The 18,639-nt window shown below is 67.5% G+C and carries 19 protein-coding genes; 5 read left to right on the top strand and 14 right to left on the bottom strand.

The window, feature by feature from the left end:
* The first annotated feature begins 824 nt into the window (after positions 1–824).
* The gene (locus HND55_09710) at positions 825–1,004 is read left to right on the top strand and encodes a hypothetical protein (GenBank protein QKK02896.1); all 180 of its coding nucleotides are present in this window, start codon (positions 825–827) and stop codon (positions 1,002–1,004) included.
* 209 nt (positions 1,005–1,213) lie between these two features.
* Entirely contained in the window at positions 1,214–1,393 is a 180-nt protein-coding gene (locus HND55_09705) for a hypothetical protein (protein ID QKK02895.1), read from the top strand.
* Positions 1,394–1,754: 361 nt separating this feature from the next.
* Here the strand turns inward: HND55_09705 and HND55_09700 are convergent, their stop codons facing one another.
* The 3 genes from HND55_09700 to HND55_09690 form a co-directional block, all read right to left on the bottom strand.
* Positions 1,755–2,264 carry a transposase gene (locus tag HND55_09700; protein ID QKK02894.1) on the bottom strand — a complete coding sequence of 170 codons (510 nt, stop codon included), beginning with the start codon at positions 2,262–2,264 and terminating at the stop codon, positions 1,755–1,757.
* A gap of 630 nt (positions 2,265–2,894) precedes the next feature.
* Positions 2,895–3,371: a bacterioferritin gene (gene bfr, locus HND55_09695; GenBank protein ID QKK04065.1), complete on the bottom strand. Its 477-nt coding sequence runs from the start codon at positions 3,369–3,371 to the stop codon at positions 2,895–2,897.
* 86 nt (positions 3,372–3,457) lie between these two features.
* The gene (locus HND55_09690; GenBank protein QKK02893.1) at positions 3,458–3,679 is read right to left on the bottom strand and encodes a (2Fe-2S)-binding protein; all 222 of its coding nucleotides are present in this window, start codon (positions 3,677–3,679) and stop codon (positions 3,458–3,460) included.
* 148 nt (positions 3,680–3,827) lie between these two features.
* Between HND55_09690 and HND55_09685 the strand changes: the two genes are divergently transcribed.
* Positions 3,828–4,970 carry an EAL domain-containing protein gene (locus tag HND55_09685; GenBank protein QKK02892.1) on the top strand — a complete coding sequence of 381 codons (1,143 nt, stop codon included), beginning with the start codon at positions 3,828–3,830 and terminating at the stop codon, positions 4,968–4,970.
* Here HND55_09685 and HND55_09680 read toward each other — a convergent pair.
* From HND55_09680 to HND55_09630, 11 genes are read right to left on the bottom strand one after another with little or no spacing between them, the layout of a single operon-like run.
* Complete coding sequence (locus HND55_09680) at positions 4,937–5,959, bottom strand: lipid A deacylase LpxR family protein (protein QKK02891.1); 1,023 nt, start codon at positions 5,957–5,959, stop codon at positions 4,937–4,939. The genes HND55_09685 and HND55_09680 overlap by 34 nt on opposite strands.
* A gap of 19 nt (positions 5,960–5,978) precedes the next feature.
* Positions 5,979–6,992 carry a hypothetical protein gene (locus tag HND55_09675; GenBank protein QKK02890.1) on the bottom strand — a complete coding sequence of 338 codons (1,014 nt, stop codon included), beginning with the start codon at positions 6,990–6,992 and terminating at the stop codon, positions 5,979–5,981.
* On the bottom strand, positions 6,989–7,432 hold the full coding sequence (locus tag HND55_09670) for a cytochrome c-type biogenesis protein CcmH (protein ID QKK02889.1): 444 nt from the start codon (positions 7,430–7,432) through the stop codon (positions 6,989–6,991). The genes HND55_09675 and HND55_09670 overlap by 4 nt, the downstream gene beginning before the upstream one ends.
* Positions 7,429–7,968 carry a DsbE family thiol:disulfide interchange protein gene (locus HND55_09665; GenBank protein ID QKK02888.1) on the bottom strand — a complete coding sequence of 180 codons (540 nt, stop codon included), beginning with the start codon at positions 7,966–7,968 and terminating at the stop codon, positions 7,429–7,431. The genes HND55_09670 and HND55_09665 overlap by 4 nt, the downstream gene beginning before the upstream one ends.
* Positions 7,965–9,923, bottom strand: a complete 1,959-nt coding sequence (locus tag HND55_09660) for a heme lyase CcmF/NrfE family subunit (GenBank protein QKK02887.1) — start codon at positions 9,921–9,923, stop codon at positions 7,965–7,967. The genes HND55_09665 and HND55_09660 overlap by 4 nt, the downstream gene beginning before the upstream one ends.
* A complete protein-coding gene (gene ccmE / locus HND55_09655; GenBank protein QKK02886.1) occupies positions 9,920–10,369 on the bottom strand; it encodes a cytochrome c maturation protein CcmE in 450 nt (149 codons plus the stop codon). The genes HND55_09660 and ccmE overlap by 4 nt, the downstream gene beginning before the upstream one ends.
* Positions 10,353–10,523: a heme exporter protein CcmD gene (gene ccmD / locus HND55_09650; GenBank protein QKK02885.1), complete on the bottom strand. Its 171-nt coding sequence runs from the start codon at positions 10,521–10,523 to the stop codon at positions 10,353–10,355. Before ccmD ends, ccmE begins: the two co-directional genes overlap by 17 nt.
* Positions 10,520–11,275, bottom strand: a complete 756-nt coding sequence (locus HND55_09645; GenBank protein QKK02884.1) for a heme ABC transporter permease — start codon at positions 11,273–11,275, stop codon at positions 10,520–10,522. Before HND55_09645 ends, ccmD begins: the two co-directional genes overlap by 4 nt.
* Positions 11,272–11,943 carry a heme exporter protein CcmB gene (ccmB, locus tag HND55_09640; GenBank protein QKK02883.1) on the bottom strand — a complete coding sequence of 224 codons (672 nt, stop codon included), beginning with the start codon at positions 11,941–11,943 and terminating at the stop codon, positions 11,272–11,274. The genes HND55_09645 and ccmB overlap by 4 nt, the downstream gene beginning before the upstream one ends.
* Positions 11,940–12,542, bottom strand: coding sequence for a heme ABC exporter ATP-binding protein CcmA (ccmA, locus tag HND55_09635; GenBank protein ID QKK02882.1), 603 nt, complete (start codon positions 12,540–12,542; stop codon positions 11,940–11,942). The genes ccmB and ccmA overlap by 4 nt, the downstream gene beginning before the upstream one ends.
* Positions 12,542–13,012, bottom strand: a complete 471-nt coding sequence (locus HND55_09630) for a DUF3293 domain-containing protein (GenBank protein QKK02881.1) — start codon at positions 13,010–13,012, stop codon at positions 12,542–12,544. The genes ccmA and HND55_09630 overlap by 1 nt, the downstream gene beginning before the upstream one ends.
* A 151-nt stretch (positions 13,013–13,163) precedes the next feature.
* Here HND55_09630 and gor point away from each other — a divergent pair, with 151 nt between their 5' ends.
* Entirely contained in the window at positions 13,164–14,519 is a 1,356-nt protein-coding gene (gene gor / locus HND55_09625; protein QKK02880.1) for a glutathione-disulfide reductase, read from the top strand.
* Positions 14,520–14,574: 55 nt separating this feature from the next.
* The gene (locus tag HND55_09620; GenBank protein ID QKK02879.1) at positions 14,575–18,633 is read left to right on the top strand and encodes a S8 family serine peptidase; all 4,059 of its coding nucleotides are present in this window, start codon (positions 14,575–14,577) and stop codon (positions 18,631–18,633) included.
* The last annotated feature ends 6 nt before the right edge of the window (positions 18,634–18,639 follow it).

Below are 18,639 nucleotides of genomic sequence, written 5' to 3'. Positions count from 1 at the left end.
TTGGTGCCGGGGGCTCGGATATCTCGACCGTCGCGGATGCGACCGCGACCTACGCCCACAATGCCGCGCCCACGCGTAGGTCGGGGCCGCGCCCCCGACGGACGAGGCTCGGGATCGGCACGCGTGGCGGGGCACCCACCGACCATCCGGGCAACCCGCGCGACCCTTGGTGCCGGGGGCTCGGATATCTCGTCCGTCGCGGATGCGACCGCGACCTACGCCCACAATGCCGCGCCCACGCGTAGGTCGGGGCCGCGTCCCCGACGGACGAGGTGCGAGATCGGCACGCGTGGCGGGGCACCCACCGACCATCCGGGCAACCCGCGCGACCCTTGGTGCCGGGGGCTCGGATATCTCGACCGTCGCGGATGCGACCGCGACCTACGCCCACAATGCCGCGCCCACGCGTAGGTCGGGGCCGCGTCCCCGACGGACGAGGTGGGGGACCGGTACGCGTGGCGGGACATCCATCGACCATCCGGGAAACCCCCGCGACCCTTGGTGCCGGGGGCTCGGATAGCTCGACCGTCGCGGATGCGACCGCGACCTACGCCCACAATGCCGCGCCCACGCGTAGGTCGGGGCCGCGTCCCCGACGGACGAGGCTCGGGACCGGCACGCGTGGCGGGGCACCCACCGACCATTCGGGAAACCCCCGCGACCCTTGGTGCCGGGGGCTCGGATATCTCGTCCGTCGCGGATGCGACCGCGACCTACGAATTCGGCCACCGCCACGGGGGAATCGACGACGAATCCGGCGCTCGCCCGGACGAATGGTTCGAACGCGAACCCGGCGCGTAGGACGAGGCTCGGGACCGGCACGCGTGGCGGGACATCCATCGACCATCCGGGCAACCCGCGCGACCCTTGGTGCCGGGGGTTCGGATATCCCGACCGTCGCGGATGCGACCGCGACCTACGAATTCGGCCACCGCCACGGGCGAATCGACGACGAATCCGGCGCCCGCCCGGACGAATGGTTCGAACGCGAACCCGGCGCGTAGGTCGGGGCCGCGTCCCCGACGGACGAGGTGGGGGACCGGTACGCGTGGCGGGGCACCCACCGACCATCCGGGCAACCCGCGCGACCGCGATTGGGGGGGCTCGGATATCTCGACCGTCGCGGATGCGACCGCGACCTACGCCCACAATGCCGCGCCCACGCGTAGGTCGGGGCCGCGTCCCCGACGGACGAGGTGGGGGATCGGCACGCGTGGCGGGGCACCCACCGACCATCCGGGAAACCCGCGCGACCCTTGGTGCCGGGGGCTCGGATATCTCGTCCGTCGCGGATGCGACCGCGACCTACGAATTCGGCCACCGCCACGGGCGAATCGACGACGAATCCGGCGCCCGCCCGGAGGAATGGTCCGAACGCGAACCCGGCGCGTAGGTCGGGGCCGCGTCCCCGACGGACGAGGCTCGGGACCGGCACGCGTGGCGGGGCACCCACCGACCATTCGGGAAACCCCCGCGACCCTTGGTGCCGGGGGCTCGGATATCTCGACCGTCGCGGATGCGACCGCGACCTACGAATTCGGCCACCGCCACGGGCGAATCGACGACGAATCCGGCGCCCGCCCGGAGGAATGGTCCGAACGCGAACCCCGCGCGTAGGTCGGGGCCGCGTCCCCGACGGACGAGGCTCGGGACCGGCACGCGTGGCGGGGCACCCACCGACCATTCGGGAAACCCGCGCGACCCTTGGTGCCGGGGGGCTCGGATATCTCGACCGTCGCGGATGCGACCGCGACCTACTCCGGGTTCATGCCGGAGATATGCGAAGGTTCGGAGGTTCCCCACGTCTTGTCGTAGTGCCCTCGCGCGAACCAGGCGTGGAAACTTGACCAACGGTACTGACAGGCCATGGCGGCATAGCCGTGTTTGACCGGGTTGTAATGGATGTAATCGATGTGACAGCGGAAGTCATGGTCGTGTCGCAGAATATGGTCGTAGTAGCGCCGCTGCCACAGGGAGTTCCAGCATTTTCCGGCCCGGCGACGCGTGAAACACGTTCCTCGCTTGAACGCTGAAACGATATCGGGAATCGTGGAATCGCCATTCGCGATCAGCATCCAGTGGAGGTGATCGTCCAGAATGACGTGACCGAGATGTTGAAAGGGGTAGCGGCGTTTCGCGTCGCGTAAGCTGTCGAGAACCAGCCGCTTGTCGTTGGCGTCACGCATCCACGGCCGTCGGTCGGCGGTTACAAGCGTAAGAAACACCCAGGAGTTGTCTTCGAAGTAACGTCGATAGCGCGGCATGCGGTCATGTTCGCGCAGCGTGCAGATTTGTTCATCAGTGGTTTGCCGCGGACGTTTGTAGGAAATCTACCCCATTTGGCCGGATGCACCCTCGTCCGTCGCGGATGCGACCGCGACCTACGAATTCGGCCACCGCCACGGGGGAATCGACGACGAATCCGGCGCCCGCCCGGAGGAATGGTCCGAACGCGAACCCGGCGCGTAGGTCGGGGCCGCGTCCCCGACGGACGAGGTGGGGGATCGGCACGCGTGGCGGGGCACCCACCGACCATCCGGGCAACCCGCGCGACCCTTGGTGACGGGGGCTCGGATAGCTCGTCCGTCGCGGATGCGACCGCGACCTACGAATTCGGCCACCGCCACGGGGGAATCGACGACGAATCCGGCGCCCGCCCGGAGGAATGGTCCGAACGCGAACCCGGCGCGTAGGTCGGGGCCGCGTCCCCGACGGACGAGGTGGGGGATCGGCACGCGTGGCGGGACATCCATCGACCATCCGGGCAACCCGCGCGACCCTTGGTGCCGGGGGCTCGGATATCCCGACCGTCGCGGATGCGACCGCGACCTACGAATTCGGCCACCGCCACGGGCGAATCGACGACGAATCCGGTGCCACCAGGATCGAGCGACCTACTCGTCTTTGGTCATCTGCGACTGCAGGTAGCGTTCTTTGCCGATGCGTTCGATCAGGCCGAACTGCGTTTCCAGCCAGTCGATGTGTTCTTCTTCGTCGTCTAGAATGGACTGGAACAGGCTGCGGCTGACGTAGTCGCCGGCTGATTCGGCGCCGGCGACGGCCTCGCGGTACATCGGCACGGCTTCCTGTTCCAGTTCCAGGTCACCCTGCAGGCATTCGATCGGGCTCTCGCCGATGTGCAGCCGCCCAAGATCCTGCAGGTTGGGCAGGCCTTCGAGAAACAGGATGCGCTGGATCAGTGCATCGGCGTGCTTCATTTCCTCGATGGATTCCTCGTATTCCTTGCTGGCGAGCCTCTGCAGCCCCCAGTCGCCAAACATTCGCGAGTGCAGAAAATACTGGTTGATCGCCGTCAATTCGGCTTTCAGGGCGAGATTGAGGTGCTCGATGATCTTGCGGTCGCCTTTCATACGCATGGCCTTTGATCGGATATCCGACCCATAGCATACGCAAGCCTGGTGAATCATGTCACGCTGGCGGCGTGATTGACGGTGCCTCAGGCGGGTTGGGGCAAGGCGTGGATCACCGGCAGATGGCGTGGAGGGGCAGCACTGGCGGCCGCCGAACGGGCGATGACGGCTTCGGCGTGGTCACGGCAGGCGCCGCAGGAACCTGAACAGCCGGTCAGCGCCTGGATTTCGTTGAGGGTCGTGTAACCGTCCGCGACCAGCCTCTGGATGGCGCGCTCGGTGACGGCATTGCAGACGCAAACGTACATGGGGCACATGATGACACGAATGCGAATGATTGTCAAACCCAATGCGGTTCGCAGCCGAAGTCGTTGCGCTCGGGCACCAACCCGGCACAGCCACTTGCATGGCGGCTGAATAGCCCGGATACTGGCGCGGGGCAAATGAGACGTCTCGATGATCCAGCGCTTTTACCTGGAGAGTTCGGGCAAGGATTCGCACCTGCCGCGCCACCTGAACCTGGACCGGTTTCCGGTGACGGTGGGTCGGCACCCGGACTGCACCATTCAGCTCGCCGTCGATCGTATCTCGCGCATGCACGCGCGCTTTCATTTTGACGGGACGCTGCTGACCGTCGAGGATCTCGGAAGCACCAACGGCACCTTCGTCAATCACCAGCCGATTGCCGGCGTGACCTCGCTGTCGGTCGGGGACGTCGTTCATCTGGCCGACCACGAATTCAGGCTGATGGTCGAACAGGTCGACGAGCAGAGCGGGCGCAGGGCAACCGGCGAGCAGACGATCGTCGGCATGACCCGGCTGCCGCAGGATTTTCCGCTGCACATGCCGGCGTTTTTCGAGCTGCTGGAAAACAAGTGGGTGACCGGCTACTGCCAGCCGATCGTGACCGCGCGAGGCGAGCCCTTTGCGCTCGAGCTGCTCGGGCGCAGCGCCCATCCCCAGCTCGACCAGGGCCCGGGCCAGCTGTTTGCCCTGGCCGCCACGCTCAATACCGAAGTGCGCCTGAGCCGCATGCTGCGACGCTGCTGCTTTGCCCAGGCCGATCAGGCCGGCCTTGACCAGCCGCTGTTTTTCAATAATCACCCGGTCGAGTGCGAGGACATGGTGGAGTTGATCGACGAGCTCAGTGAGCTGCGCAAGCGCCATCCGCGACTCAAACTGGTCTTCGAGGTGCACGAGGCCGCGGTGACGGACCTGGGGGCGATGGCCGAGGTCAAGCAGGAACTGGCGGACATGGACATTCGCCTGGCCTATGACGATTTCGGCGCCGGACAGGCCAGGCTGCTGGAGCTGGTCGAGGTGCCGCCGGACTTTCTGAAGTTCGATATGAGCCTGGTTCGCGACATGGTCAACCGCCAATCGCCGCGCTACCGCCTGCTCGCCGAGCTCAACCGGATGATTGCCGATATGGGCATCCACACGCTGATCGAGGGTGTCGAGGACGAGCAGACCGCCGAGATGTGCCGGGAGATGGGGATCGACTATATCCAGGGTTTTCTGTACGGACGCCCCCGTCCCATTCTCGAGTCAGCGCCTGCCACCGGCTACCACCACACCGACAACGACAGCGCACCGTAGCTTTGGCCCTCGAGCTGGCCGACGAATTCCCGCGTCCGCCAGACGTGGGTGTAGGCCAGCCTGAACATGCCGCGGGTCAGCACCGCGCCGGCGAACAGCTCACCGACATGACGCTTGCGGCTGACCCCGTCGACACCGCCGAACGTGTTGCCCTCGATGAACAGGTCGCGAAAGACGCGGCGGCCCTCGACGCCGGCATAGAGATACCAGGACGTGATGCCTGGTTCCGGCTCGAAGTAACCGGAGCCCGACACCGCCGGGGTAATGCGCGGCGGCCCGAAGTCGCTTTCCAGGCGGGTGCCGATTCGCGCGAAGCCGCCGGCGCTTAAGTGGGTGTAGGCGTTGCCGAGCTGGATGCCGCCGAAGGCCGAGCTGTCGAATGCAAGGCGGTCGCCCAGGGGCGTGCGCATCAGCCGGCGCAGCCGGTCGTATCCCAGTTCCAGCGTCGGCTCGTTGCGCAGCTGGCGCTCCCAGCCGACCGGCTTTTCGCCGTCGACCCAGCGGTGCACGTTCTTCTGGATGGTCTCGCCGAGGGCGGCCGGCCCGACCACGCCCAGGCCGACGTGCAGCCGGTCAGCACCGTTCTCGCGCGGCAGGCCGGTGGAGAAGCGCAGGTTCAGCCAGGCCGCATAGGGGCGATCGTCGGGCGGAAACTCGGGTGCGGTGATGTCGGCCGGCGTGTAGATGTTGTGGCTGATCGACAGCGACCAGGGAATATTCTCAATATCGCTGAATTCAGGAAAGCGCTGCGCAATCCGGTCAAGCAGCGCTGGCGGTGCCTTGATCGCGCCGATGCGCGACAGCCGCACGCCGCTGGTGTAGTAGCGGTCGGCGCCGGTAAAGATGTCGTTTTCGTATTCGACGATCCAGATCGAATGGTCCGGGGTGAGCGCTGAGGCATTGGCAGAACCGGAGTCATCGTCAGCCACTGCGGCAGTGCCGGCGAAGGCCAGCAGCAGTGCAAGGCCGGGCAGATTCAGCCGCTTCATGGTCCGTCGCCTGTGCCGGTCAGTCCAGTCGTTCACGGATGGTGACCTCTGTGGTGGCGGCCGGCCCCAGTTCAACCGACCGGGTCTGGCCCTGAATGTCGCCGACGGCCGGGCGTGCATCGCCGGACAGCGACAGCCGTGCGGTGACGTCGACCCGGGTTCCGTCGACGAGCCGGTCACCGGCGGTCATGGTATCGCTGGCACGAATGGCCACGCTGGCCGGCAACGCGTCGGGCGCCAGGCGCCTGACCGCCAGCGGCGGGGCCGCGGGCTGGCCGGCGGGCCGGATGAAGACATACAGCGCCGTCATGGAATCGACCTGTCCGGCCAGCTCATCGGCCAGCGATACGTTGACGGTCAGCAGCGCCTCGTCCGCCGATGCGTTGTCCGGCATCGGGTTGCCGCGGCCGGCCCGGGCGCGGGCCAGGTACTCGCCGACGCTGGCGCGGACTTCGGCCTGTTCCGGCAGCACCGACAGCAGCTGCTCGAGCCAGACGACGGCGCTGTCGTTGTCGTCGCGACCGAGCGCATCAATGCCGAGCAGCCACAGGCCCTTCTGGTTGGCGGGGTTGGTGGTCACGGCGTCGATGAGCAGCGATCGGGCCTCGTCGGGCAGGCGCGGCTGACCCGAGGCGTAAAGCAGGGTTTCGGACAGCTCGACCTGTAGAAAATCGTTGTGCTCTTCGAGGAACAGCGCGCGGCGGAAGGCATGCTCGGCCGAATCAAACTCCTCCAGCGACTTGTAGGCCAGGCCCAGTCGCGCCCAGTGCTCGGCGTTGTCGGGTTCGCGCAGGGCATCACCCGACAGGTCGACCAGGCTGGCGCGGATATCGCCGATCTGGCCGGTATCCGGGTCGATCGCCGCGGGCGTGCCGACCAGCCGGTAGAGCACGATAGTGGCCAGCGGTATCGCCAGCGCGATTGCCACGATCAGGGCGCCGCCGCCGCGCTGGCGCAGCAATGGGATCACGGCGAAGGCCGCAGCGGCCAGGCAGGCCGCCAGCAGCACCGCGACAAAAACCGGATCGCTCACAGCACCTGCCTCCTGCGCCGTATGATCATGGCCGCGGCGATCAGGCCGACGAGCAGGAGCACCAGCGGCCCGCCCCACAGCAGCAGCGTATGCCCGGCCACCGGCGGACGATAAAGAACGAAATCACCGTAGCGCTGGACCATGAAATCACGGATCTCCTGATCGCTGCGGTTGTCTTCGAGCAGGCGCAGGACTTCCTGGCGCAGGTCCTGCGCCAGCGGCGCGTCGGAGTCGGCCAGCGACTGGTTCTGGCACACCGTGCAGCGCAGCTCCTCGACCAGCGAACGGAAGCGGTCACGCTGGGTTTCGGTTTCGAACTCGTAGGGCTCGATCGCGGAGGCGAAGGCCCCGGCCGCAAGCGACAAAGCGAGAAGTGGCGCCAGCTTCAGCCGCAGCCAGCCCTGAATGCTGAACCCTGAACGCTGAACGCTTTTTTTCATGACTCCGCCTCCGCATCCAGCTGCATGGCCCGGCGCATCAGGTCGTCGAACACGGTCGCGTCGATCGGGCCGATGTGCTTGTGCCGGATGATGCCGCGGTGATCGATCAGGAAGGTTTCCGGGGCGCCATAGACGCCGAGGTCGATGGCCGCACGGCCCTCGTAGTCGACCAGATGCATGTCCCAGGCGTCGCCGTAGCGCTCGATCCACTCCAGCGCATCCCGGCGCTCGTCTTTCCAGTTGAATCCGACCAGCGCAATCGGCGCTTCGCGCCCGAGTCGCTCGACGAAGGGGTGCTCGACCCGGCAGGCCCAGCACCAGCTGCCCCAGACATTGAGGATCCAGGGTCGGCCGAGCAGATCGTCGCGGCTGTGGTGGCGTTCCGGGTCGTGCAGGTCGGGCAGGCGGAAGTCCGGTACCGGCTTGCCGACCAGCGGCGACTGCACCAGCTTGCGTTCCTCGCTGGTCTGCAGGCCGGCGATGAGCAGCCCGAGCAGCCCGAGAAAGACCAGCAGCGGCAGCAGCAGCCGGATCATGCCGGCACCTCGGCACGTTCGGCTGCGGCCGGGCGCTCGGCGCGGCGGCGCTGGCGGTAGCGACGATCGCTGGCCGAGACCAGGCCGCCCAGGCCGATCAGCACGGCACCGCCCCAGATCCAGCGCACGAAGGGTTTGACGTGCAGGCGCACGCTCCAGGCGCCGCCGTCACCGAGCGGCTCGCCCAGGGCAATGTAGAGATCGCGCAGCAGTCCGGGCCTGAGGGCAACCTGGGTCATGACCTGGCCGCCCCGGAAATAGCGGCGTTTCTGCGCCTGCATGCGCGCGATCTCGCGATCGCCGCGCCAGATCACGAAACGGCCTTCGTCGGCACGCCAGTTGGGGCCCTTGACGGGCGCGACCTCGAGCAGCTCGAAGCGGTATCCGGCGGCCGAAACGCTTTCACCCGGCGCGATGCGCACGTCGCGCTCGAAGGTGGTCGATTCGACCATCGCCACGCCGATCAAGAATACGCCCACTCCGGCATGCGCCAGCATCATGCCCCACTGGTGCCGGGCCAGGCCAAAGCGACCGGCCCGGGCCGTGCCCAGCGCCCAGGCCAGCGCGCCGCCGATCAGCCACAGCCCGCCGATCCAGCCGCTCACGGCGCGCAGGTTCCAGGCGCCCAGCCAGGCGCAGACCGCCAGGCCGGCCACGACCGCCAGCACCGCGGACAGCGCCAGCGGGCGGGCGGCACGGCTCAGCGTATCGCGTTTCCAGCGGGTGAACGGCCCGAGCGGCAGCAGCAGCACCACCGGGGTCATCAGCAGCACGAACATGGCACCGAAATAGGGCGGGCCGACCGAGATCTGGCCCCAGCCCATGAAATCGATGATCAGCGGGTACAGGGTGCCGAGCAGCACCATCGCCGCCGAGACCGTAAAAAAGACGTTGTTGAGCAGCAGCGCTGATTCGCGGCTGACCCAGTCGAAGCCCTCGCCGGTCATGATGCGCGGCGCGCGCAGGGCGTACAGCACCAGCGCGCCGCCGGTGACCAGCGCCATGAAAACCAGGATGAACAGGCCGCGCTCTGGATCGTTGGCGAAGGCGTGCACCGAGGTGAGCACGCCGGAGCGGACCAGGAAAGTGCCGAGCAGCGACATCGAAAAGGCGGTGATCGACAGCAGCACGGTCCAGGCCGGAAACGCGCCGCGTTTCTCGGTCACCGCCTGGGAGTGAATCAGGGCGGTGCCGATCAGCCAGGGAATGAACGAGGCGTTCTCGACCGGATCCCAGAACCACCATCCGCCCCAGCCCAGCTCGTAGTAGGCCCACCACGAGCCCAGCGCGATGCCGAAGGTCAGAAAAGCCCAGGCGGCCAGGGTCCAGGGGCGCGACCAGCGCACCCAGTCGCGTTCGACCTTGCCCCCGATCAGCCCGGCGATGGCAAAGGCGAAGGCCACGGCAAATCCGACATAGCCCATGTAGAGCAGCGGCGGGTGGAAGATCATGCCCGGGTCCTGGAGCAGCGGATTGAGGTCGCGGCCGTCGATCGGCCCGGGCAGGACGCGCTCGAAGGGATTGGAGGTGAGCAGGACGAAGAGCAGAAAGCCGACCGAGATCAGGCCCATCACGGCCAGGACCCGCGCGGTGAACTCGCGCGGCAGCGAGCGCGAGAACGCGGCGACGGCCAGCATCCAGCCACCGAACAGCAGCATCCACAGCAGCAGCGAGCCTTCATGACTGCCCCAGACCGCGGTCAGCCGGTAGTACCAGGGCAGCAGGAGGTTGGAGTGCATGGCCACGTAGGTCACGGTGAAGTCGTGGCGCAGAAAGGCGATGGCCAGGGCAAGGAAGGCGGCGGCCAGGAACACGAAGTGACCGATGGTCAGTGACGGTGCCAGGCGCATCAGGGCCTGGTGGCCGCGCAGGCTGCCGATCATCGGCAGCGTGGCCAGCAGCACCGCCAGGATCAGCGCCAGAATCAGCGCCAGCTGTCCAAATTCTCCGATCATGGCTTCGAGGCCTCCGGTGGGTGACCGGCCGCCTCGAGCGAACGCATCACCTCCGGCGGCATGTAGGTTTCGTCGTGGCGTGCCAGTACCTCGTGGGCCCGGAAATGACCGGACTCATCGAGATGGCCGTGGGCGATGACGCCCTGACCTTCCCGAAACAGGTCGGGCAGGATGCCGTTGAAGCTGACCGGCACGTCATGGACGCCGTCGGTGACGACGAAGCTCACCGCCAGGCTGTCCGGATCCCGCGACACCGAGCCGGCGGCGACCAGGCCGCCGAGGCGAATCTGGCGCTCGGGCGGCGCGATGCCGGCATGGACATCGGTCGGACTGACGAAAAAGCGCACGTTGTCGTTGAGGGCGTAGAAGGCCACCGCGGCGGCGGCCGAGACGCCGAGGACGATCAGCGAGACCAGGATCAGGCGTTTCTTACGCGTTGGTGTCATGGGCATAGCCGTCGGTGAGGGCCCGTTCTTCGTGCAGCTCGGCCAGCAGCCGGCGGTGACGCAGGCGTGGCTGGACAAACTGCCAGAGCATGGTTACGGCAAACACGCCGTAGCTGGTCCAGACGTAGAAGGCGTAATCGAGTTCGGGAATCATGGTCGTTCTCCGGTCAGGCTGCGCACCCAGGCCTTGCGGCGGTCCTGGTCGAGCAGGTCGTTGCGGGCCCGGTCGAGCAGCGCGGCGCCGAACATCAGCTTGACCGCCACCGTCATCCAGACCAGCGGCGGCAGCATGCTCGGGTGCATGCTGGACTCGCCGAGCAGGCGGATGGTCGAGCCCTGGTGCAAAGTCGTCCACCACTCTACCGAAAAGTGGATGAGGGGAATGTTGACCAGTCCGACCAGCACCAGGATGCTGGCCACGCGCGCGCCCTTGCGCCGATCGTCGAAGGCGGCATACAGCCCCATGATGCCGAGATAGATGAACAGCAGCACCAGCATCGAGGTCAGACGGGCGTCCCAGGCCCACCAGGTGCCCCACATGGGTTTGCCCCACAGCGAGCCGGTGGCCAGGCACACGGCGGTCAGGGCCGCACCGATCGGTGCCGCTGCCATGGCGAGGATTTCGGCCGCGCGAATGCGCCAGACCAGCGCGACAAAGGCCAGCACCGCCATGATGATGTAGCCGGCCATGGCCTGCCAGGCCGCGGGCACGTGAATGAACAGGATGCGGTAGCTGTCGCCCTGCTGGTAGTCCGGCGGTACCACGTAGAGGGCCTGGTAGACGCCAATGGCGGCGCACAGCGCGAAGCCGGCCCACAGCCACGGCGCCAGTCGTTGGCCGATACGATAGAAGGTGGGCGGCGAACCCATGCGGTGAAAGCCGACCTTGATGCGCTGATGGATCATTCGATATTGAGCCTCAATGCGGCGGTGGTCGCCAGCGGCGCCAGGGTGGCGGCAAGAATCAGCACGGCGCCGAGCAGTCCGAGGTGGGCGCGGGCCGATGCGCCCCCGGCCGCAGCCGCGACTGCACCCGTGGCAAAAATCAGCACTGGAACCACCATTGGAAACACCAGAATGGACAGCAGCACGCTGCCGCGGTTCGTCGCCAGGGTCAGGGCCGCGGCCAGGCCGCCGACCAGGCTGAGGATGGGCGTGCCGATGAGCAGGCTGGCGATCAGCACCGGCAGCGCCTGGTTTGGCAAATAGAGCATCTGCGCGGCCAGCGGCGCAAATACGATCACCGGCAGCCCGGTGATCAGCCAGTGGCTGAACAGGCGCGCCCCGACCAGCGCACCGGGCGGACAGTCGCCGGTCCACCACTGCTCGAGCGTGCCGTCCTCGAGGTCAGGGCGAAACAGATGTTCGAGCGCCAGCAGGCTGGCCAGCAGTGCCGCGACCCAGATCATGCCCGGCGCGATGCGCGCCAGCAGATTGGGACCGGGGCCGACGCCAAGCGGAATCAGGATGATGACGGCGAACAGGAAGATCAGCGGCATCAGCGACTCGCCGCCGTGGCGAATCGCCAGGCGCAGATCTCGCCGGATCAGGGCCAGGACGGGCGTGCGAATCATGTTGCCGGCGCTCCGGGCTCGAGTCTCAGTTCCGCCGACCCGGCGCTGACGCGCGGCTGGCGCTGGTGGGTGGACAGAACGGCTGCGCCGTCACGGCCGAGGTGTTCGCCGAGCAGCTGGTCGACCAGCGCGCAGCCGGCGTCGTCAAGGCTGGCGTAGGGCTCGTCGAGCAGCCAGATGGCGCGCGGCGCGACCAGCAGGCCGGCCAGCGCCAGGCGCCGCTTCTGGCCGGCCGACAGGCTCCGCGCCGGCCGCAGTCCGAGTCCGGCCAGACCGACGCGCGACAGGGCTCCGTCGTTGTCCAGGCCGCCCTGGCTGGCGAAGAAGCGGCGACGGAAATCGAGATTCTCGCGACAGCTCAGATCGCCCTTCAGGGCCGCCAGGTGACCGAGAAAGGCCACCGTGGCATGCCGGGTGACCCGGCCCGAAGCGGGGCGCAGAATGCCGGCAAGCAGGCGCAGCAAGGTGGTCTTGCCCGAGCCATTGGGTCCGCGCACGACCAGCATGCTGCCGCCGGCCAGCTCGATGTCGACCGGGGCGAAGACGTTGACGCCGGCCCGCTGAAACACGGCCTGGCGCGCGTCGATCAGCATGCGCATCAGTCGGCCGACTCGACGCAGGCGGGCAGGGCATCCGGCCAGCCGTCGCCGTACAGTCTCAGGCAGGCAGGCTGCCCAGCGCGGCCCGTGACCACGGCGGCCTGTTCAAAGCGTCGGGCCAGCGCGTCGACGGGTTCGATTCTGATCCGAGCCAGCAGCACGCCCGGTTCGTCCGGCCAGTCACCGGCCGGATCGCGGTTGCAGGCCCGGTGGCAGGGGCCGAGCGCCCGCGCCAGGTCGGTCAGCTGGCGATGGCGAACGGTGTTGTCGGCCGGCGGCAGGCGCCGCCCGGCGGGGTTGCAGGCGGTCACGATCGCCCAGGGTTGCCCGCCCAGGGCCCGGTCGAGCCAGCGGTGAGAGCGGCTGACGCGCACAATGCCTTCGCGCCCGTCGACGATGACGGCGTATTCGGCGAGCATGAACGCGTGCAGCAGGCGATGCTGCGGCGAATCGACGGCGGGCTGACTCATCGGGGCTGGCGTGTCGTGACCGGTGGTGTTGAAGACTGCGGTAGTATTCTAACCCGCTGCGTGCGGGGGGCATGACCTGAGTCAAATATCAGAGTGATTGAAACATGAAACAAAGCGGGATCGATGGCCGCGTCGTCGCGGGGTGCCGGAGATGAGCGGTTACGATGTGGATTTGTTCGTCATCGGCGCCGGCTCCGGCGGCGTGCGGGCCGCGCGCATTGCCGCCGGCCACGGCGCACGCGTCGCGATCTGCGAGGAGTCACGCGTCGGCGGGACCTGTGTCGTTCGCGGCTGCGTGCCGAAAAAGCTGCTGGTCTATGCCTCGCAGTTCTCTGAGTCCTTTGCCGACGCCGCCGGCTACGGCTGGACGCTCGATCCGCCGCGGTTTTCCTGGCCGGAACTGATCGCCGCCAAGGACCGCGAGATCGATCGTCTCAACGGCGTCTATCTTCGCCTGCTCGAGGGCGCCGGCGTGGCGCTGCACGAGGGTCGCGGGCGACTGGTCGATGCCCATACGGTTGAGGTGGGCCAGCACCGAATCAGTGCCGAGAGGATCCTGATTGCCACCGGCGGACGCCCCTGGGTGCCTGACATCCCGGGCCACGAGCTGGGCATCACCTCGGATGAGGCCTTCCATCTGGAACGCCTGCCCAAGCGGGTGCTGATTGCCGGAGCAGGCTATATCGCGGTGGAGTTTGCCGGCATCTTCAACGGCCTGGGCAGTCAGGTGACGCTGGCCTACCGGCGCGATCTGATCCTGCGCGGCTTCGACGACGACATCCGCCAGGCCGTCGAGGCCGGCATGCGTGGACGCGGCGTGGATATCCGGTATCACTGCGCGCCGGCCCGGCTCGAGCGCGACGGCAATGCCATTGCCGTGACCTTTTCCGACGACCGCCGGGCGCAGTTCGACTGCGTCATGTTCGCCACCGGTCGCCAGCCCTACACCTGGGATCTCGGCCTGGAGGAGGCCGGCGTGCACACCGGCCCGGGCAATCGGATCGAGGTCGACGACTACAGCCGCACCAGTGTGGACAGCATCTTCGCCGTTGGTGACGTGACCGACCGTATCAACCTCACGCCGGTGGCGCTGATGGAGGGCCATGCCTTTGCCGACACCCAGTTCGGCGGCATGGACCGGCCGCTCGATCACGCCAACGTCCCGGCGGCGGTGTTCAGCCAGCCGCCGGTCGGCAGCGTTGGCCTGACTGAGCAGCAGGCCCGCGAACAGCTTGAGGATGTTCACATTTTTCGGTCACGGTTTACGCCGATGAAATATACTTTGAGCGGGCGCCGGGAACAGGGCGTGCTCAAGCTGGTCGTCGACGGCGGCAGCGATCGGGTGGTCGGATGTCACCTCGTCGGCCCGGACGCCCCCGAGATCCTGCAGGGCTTTGCGGTGGCGGTGCGCGCCGGACTGCGCAAGTCGGATTTCGACCGCACGGTCGGCATTCACCCGACCAGCGCTGAAGAGCTGGTCACGATGCGCACGCCGGTCTCGGGCTGATCCGGCCTGTCGGCCGCGCTGCGGGCAAAGAATTCAATGAAATGCAAGGAAGTCAATGATGAACTGGAGTAGCGGACTGCTGAAATTCCTCGCCGTCACCATGATGGCCGGTCTGGTTGCGGTATCGATCGCCAACGCCCGGCAGCCGGAGACGGTGCCGGGGCAGTGGATCGTGGAGCTGGAAGCCGAACCGAGCCTGTCCTTTCGTGGTGAGGCGCTGCTGCGCGCGGCCGAGGGCGGACGCAAGCCGCTGGCCGCGACCGCGCCGGAGGTGACCGGCGCTGCCCGCTTCGACGCCAGCGCCCCGGCCGTGCAGCGCTACGTCGAGGTGCTTGACCGCGAGCGCAGCGACGTGCTGGCCGCCGCGGGTGGCGCGCTCGGGCGCGCCATCGAGCCGCATGCGGTCTATCGGCACGTGATGAACGGATTTGCCGCCTCCTTGAGCGAGTCGGAAGCCGCGCGCCTGGCCGGGCTGCCCGGCGTGAAGTCGGTGCGGCCCGATCCGGTCTACCGCCTGGAGCTCGACGAGGGGCCGGCGCTGATCGGCGTGCTGCCGCTGTGGAACGGCTCGGGCGCCGGCTGGACCTTCGGCGAGGGCGTGGTCATCGGCGTGATCGACAGCGGCGTCAACTGGACGCATCGCTACTTCTCCGACAGTCTGTCCTTTACCGGCGGCTACGACTTCACCAACCCGTTCGGAACACAGCTCGGCGAGTGCTCCAAGCCGCAGGTGCCGTGCAACGACAAGCTGATCGGGGTGTGGAATTTTGCCGATGAAGGAACCAACGGCAAGGACCCCGACGGCGAGGGCCACGGCAGTCACGTCGCCTCGATTGCCGCGGGCAACGCCTGGCAGTTTTCCCTGCAGAACATCCCGAACAAGGTGTTCAATACTGCCGGCGTCGCCCGGCGGGCAAACATCGTCTCCTACAAGGCCTGTTTCGACCAGCACCCGAGCAATCCCGATCTCAACGGCCGCTGCACGGGCAGCGCGCTCAATCAGGCGCTGGAGCAGGCGGTGACCGACGGGGTCGACATCATCAACTACTCGATCGGGGGCGGCGCGACCGATCCCTGGTCCAGCGGGCAGGTGTTCCGCAACGTGCGCAACGCCGGCATCTTTTTCGTGAGCTCGGCCGGCAATTCCGGTCCGGCATCGGGCACCATCACCAGCCCGGCCAACATGCCCTGGGCGATGGGAGTGGCCAGCTCGACCCACCGCCGGCGGATCGGTCAGAAGGCCCGCGTCGGCAGCGTGTTCAATATCCTGGTCGAGCCGGGAACCGGTCCGGCCAGCGACACCACGATCGAAGGCCCGGTAGTGGCCGCCGACGAGGCCGGTGACGATCTGCTGGGCTGCAGCGGCTTCGATACCGGCTCGATGAGCGGGTCGATTGCCTTCATTCAGCGCGGCGATTGCACCTTCGAGACCAAGGTCAACAACGCCGCAGCGGCCGGGGCCCTGGCGGTTCTGGTCTTCAACAACGTGTCCGGACCGCCGATTACTATGGGTGGCCTGGAGGGCACGACCATCCCGGCGGCAATGATGGATCTCAACCAGGGCCTGGAGGCGCTGGAGTCGATTCGCGGGCAGGCCAGCCCGATCGCCCGGCTCGAGGCCGGGCAGGCCGCGATTCTCAATCGCGACTGGGAGGATGTGGTGTCCTCGTTCAGCTCGCGCGGCCCCGGCGCCAATGCCCCCGGCGTGATGAAACCCAACGTGGCCGCGCCTGGTCAGTCGATCATCGGCGGTTTCGTGCCGGACCAGAATTCGATCGGCATTCTCAGCGGCACCTCGATGGCCAGCCCGCACGTGGCCGGCGCGGCAGCGCTGCTGAAGTCGCTCAATCCGGCCTGGACGCCGGCGATCCTGCAGTCGGCGCTGGAGACGACCGCCGAGTCCGGCCCGATGACCTTCAACGACGAGCCGGCCAATATGCTCGATCGCGGTGCCGGTCGCATCCGGGTTGATCGGGCCGCCGAGATCGGACTCTACCTGCCGATCACGGATGCCGACTTTGGCAGCGCCAACCCGGCCACCGGCGGCGACCCGACCGCGCTCAATCTGCCGGGCATGTTCAACGAGGTCTGTGCCGGCGGCTGCCAGTTCACGCGCACCGTCAAGGCGCTTGGCGCCGGTTCATGGACGGTCGAGGTGGAGGGTGACTTGCCGGTCGAGGTCTCACCGACCAGTTTTGACCTGTCGACCGGTCAGCAGCAGACCCTGACCGTCAACGTCGATGTGACCGGGCTGCCGCTCGGCGTGCTGCGCGAGGCCGAGGTGGTGCTGACGCCGACCGCCGGACCGTTCACCGTCCAGCGCCTGCCGGTCGGGGTGGTGACCAGCCTGGGCGAGCTGCCTGCCTCGATCGAAATGAACTCGGCGTCGAGTCGCGGCGGCGAAGCGCTCCAGTTCGAGGATATCGCGCCCATTTCCGAGTCGGTGTTTCTGACCAGCGCGCTGATCCGCCCGGCCATCGAGACGTTTCAGCTCGGTGCCGATGTTTCGCCGGACGACCCCTACAACGGCGGCAGCGGCGTGCGCACCTTCCTGGTCGAGACAACCGAAGACACCCTGCTGCTGCTGGCCGAAACGGTCCAGTCCAGCGCGCCGGACGTCGATCTCTATGTCGGCTATGACGCCAACCTCGATGGCCAGGCCGAGGAAGCCGAGGAGCTGTGCCGGTCGGTCAGCTCCAATGCGCTCGAACAGTGCCTGATCAAGCTGCCCGCCGCCGGCACCTGGTGGGTGGTGGTCCAGAACTGGCAGTCGAGCGGTGGCGGATCCAGCGACGAGGTGGTGTTGGAGCTGGCCGTGCCGGGGCTCGACGACGACCCGAGCCTGGTGGTCAGCGGCCCGGGCCGCCATCCCGGTGGCGACCTGACGCTGAACATGTACTGGGATCAGCCGGCCATGCGGGTCGGTGAGCGCTGGCTCGGCGCGCTGGCGTTCAGCAGCAGTCCGGACCTGCCCGGCGACGGCGACGTGCTGCCGGTATTCATTCGCCGCAACCAGAACCATCCGGTCGAGACCACCGTCCTGTTCCCGGGCGAGTCACGTGCCGTGGCGCTGGCGCCGAACACGACCCATGACCGACTGTTCTTTGATGTGCCGCCGGGCGTGGACTCGGTCAATGTCGAGATCATCGGCGATGCCGGCGTCAGCGCCGAGCTGCGGCGGATGGATTTCGAAGCGGTCGTGACGGCAGTGCCCGACACACCGCCCGCCGGCGGTACCCTGATCGACAGCGGCAGCGGCTCGCAGGGCGGATTTGCCCTGTCCGGCGCCGGCGCGCCCGGGCGCTGGTACGTGGTGCTGAGCAACGGTACCGGTACGGAGCGGCTGGTCGAAGTCAGCCCGCTGATCAGCGAGACGACGCCGGTGCGCCCGCAGCGGGGGCTGTGGAACCCGGCCGACCGTGTGATCTACCAGGGCTTCGAGTGGCAGGAGAGCGGGGGGCTGAACTTCCTGGTGTGGTACAGCTACGAGGAAGACGGTCTGCCCATGTTCTACAACGCGATCGCGCTACTGGCACCGGACTCCTCGGTGTGGACGGCTGACCTGCTGCGCACGACCAGCATCGGCACGCGCAACAATATCGATACGGTTGGCCGCATCGGCCTGACGCCGCGCAGCGCCACAGAGATGATGGTCAGCTGGCGCCTCAACGGCGCGCACGGAACGGAGCGGTTCGGCATCGGCGCGGCGACATCCTGCCCCGAGCTCGACGGTGCCCCGGTCAGCTACAACGGCCACTGGTTCGCGCCCGGCCTGGCCCAGGGCGGCACGACGGTCATCGTCAACGCCGACACCCAGGCGCAGGTGCGCTATTACTTCGACCAGTCGGGCACCGGACGCTGGGTGATCACCACGCCGCAGTCGGGTGGCAGCCCGCTGGATGACACCCTCAATGTGCTCGAGCTGCGCGGTTTCTGTCCGACCTGTAGCGAAACCGGGGTCACGATCGAGGAGGTCGGCAGCTACGTGCGCGTGTTCGCCGACGAAAGCCATGGCACCGAGATCATCGAATTCGACTCGCTGCCGCCGCTCAACGAGACCTTCTCGACCGAGGTCGATATCGAGAAGCTGTCGTCCCGGATGACTTGCCAGTGACTGCCC

This window comes from Pseudomonadota bacterium, assembly GCA_013285445.1.
In the GTDB taxonomy this organism is placed as follows: Bacteria; Pseudomonadota; Gammaproteobacteria; order Xanthomonadales; family Wenzhouxiangellaceae; genus Wenzhouxiangella.
The sequence above is the reverse complement of the archived record's forward strand: the minus strand, read 5'-3'. Positions and strand labels throughout refer to the sequence as shown.

Excerpts from the sequence above, each read along its gene's own strand:
- ccmA (QKK02882.1), bottom strand. The coding sequence starts at position 12,542 with ATGCGCATGCTGATCGACGCGCGCCAGGCCGTGTTTCAGCGGGCCGGC.
- HND55_09665 (QKK02888.1), bottom strand. The coding sequence starts at position 7,968 with ATGATCCGGCTGCTGCTGCCGCTGCTGGTCTTTCTCGGGCTGCTCGGG.
- ccmD (QKK02885.1), bottom strand. The coding sequence starts at position 10,523 with ATGATTCCCGAACTCGATTACGCCTTCTACGTCTGGACCAGCTACGGC.
- HND55_09700 (QKK02894.1), bottom strand. The coding sequence starts at position 2,264 with ATGCCGCGCTATCGACGTTACTTCGAAGACAACTCCTGGGTGTTTCTT.
- gor (QKK02880.1), top strand. The coding sequence starts at position 13,164 with ATGAGCGGTTACGATGTGGATTTGTTCGTCATCGGCGCCGGCTCCGGC.
- HND55_09680 (QKK02891.1), bottom strand. The coding sequence starts at position 5,959 with ATGAAGCGGCTGAATCTGCCCGGCCTTGCACTGCTGCTGGCCTTCGCC.
- HND55_09660 (QKK02887.1), bottom strand. The coding sequence starts at position 9,923 with ATGATCGGAGAATTTGGACAGCTGGCGCTGATTCTGGCGCTGATCCTG.
- HND55_09645 (QKK02884.1), bottom strand. The coding sequence starts at position 11,275 with ATGATCCATCAGCGCATCAAGGTCGGCTTTCACCGCATGGGTTCGCCG.
- HND55_09690 (QKK02893.1), bottom strand. The coding sequence starts at position 3,679 with ATGTACGTTTGCGTCTGCAATGCCGTCACCGAGCGCGCCATCCAGAGG.
- ccmB (QKK02883.1), bottom strand. The coding sequence starts at position 11,943 with ATGATTCGCACGCCCGTCCTGGCCCTGATCCGGCGAGATCTGCGCCTG.
- ccmE (QKK02886.1), bottom strand. The coding sequence starts at position 10,369 with ATGACACCAACGCGTAAGAAACGCCTGATCCTGGTCTCGCTGATCGTC.
- HND55_09685 (QKK02892.1), top strand. The coding sequence starts at position 3,828 with ATGATCCAGCGCTTTTACCTGGAGAGTTCGGGCAAGGATTCGCACCTG.
- HND55_09670 (QKK02889.1), bottom strand. The coding sequence starts at position 7,432 with ATGAAAAAAAGCGTTCAGCGTTCAGGGTTCAGCATTCAGGGCTGGCTG.
- bfr (QKK04065.1), bottom strand. The coding sequence starts at position 3,371 with ATGAAAGGCGACCGCAAGATCATCGAGCACCTCAATCTCGCCCTGAAA.
- HND55_09620 (QKK02879.1), top strand. The coding sequence starts at position 14,575 with ATGATGAACTGGAGTAGCGGACTGCTGAAATTCCTCGCCGTCACCATG.
- HND55_09630 (QKK02881.1), bottom strand. The coding sequence starts at position 13,012 with ATGAGTCAGCCCGCCGTCGATTCGCCGCAGCATCGCCTGCTGCACGCG.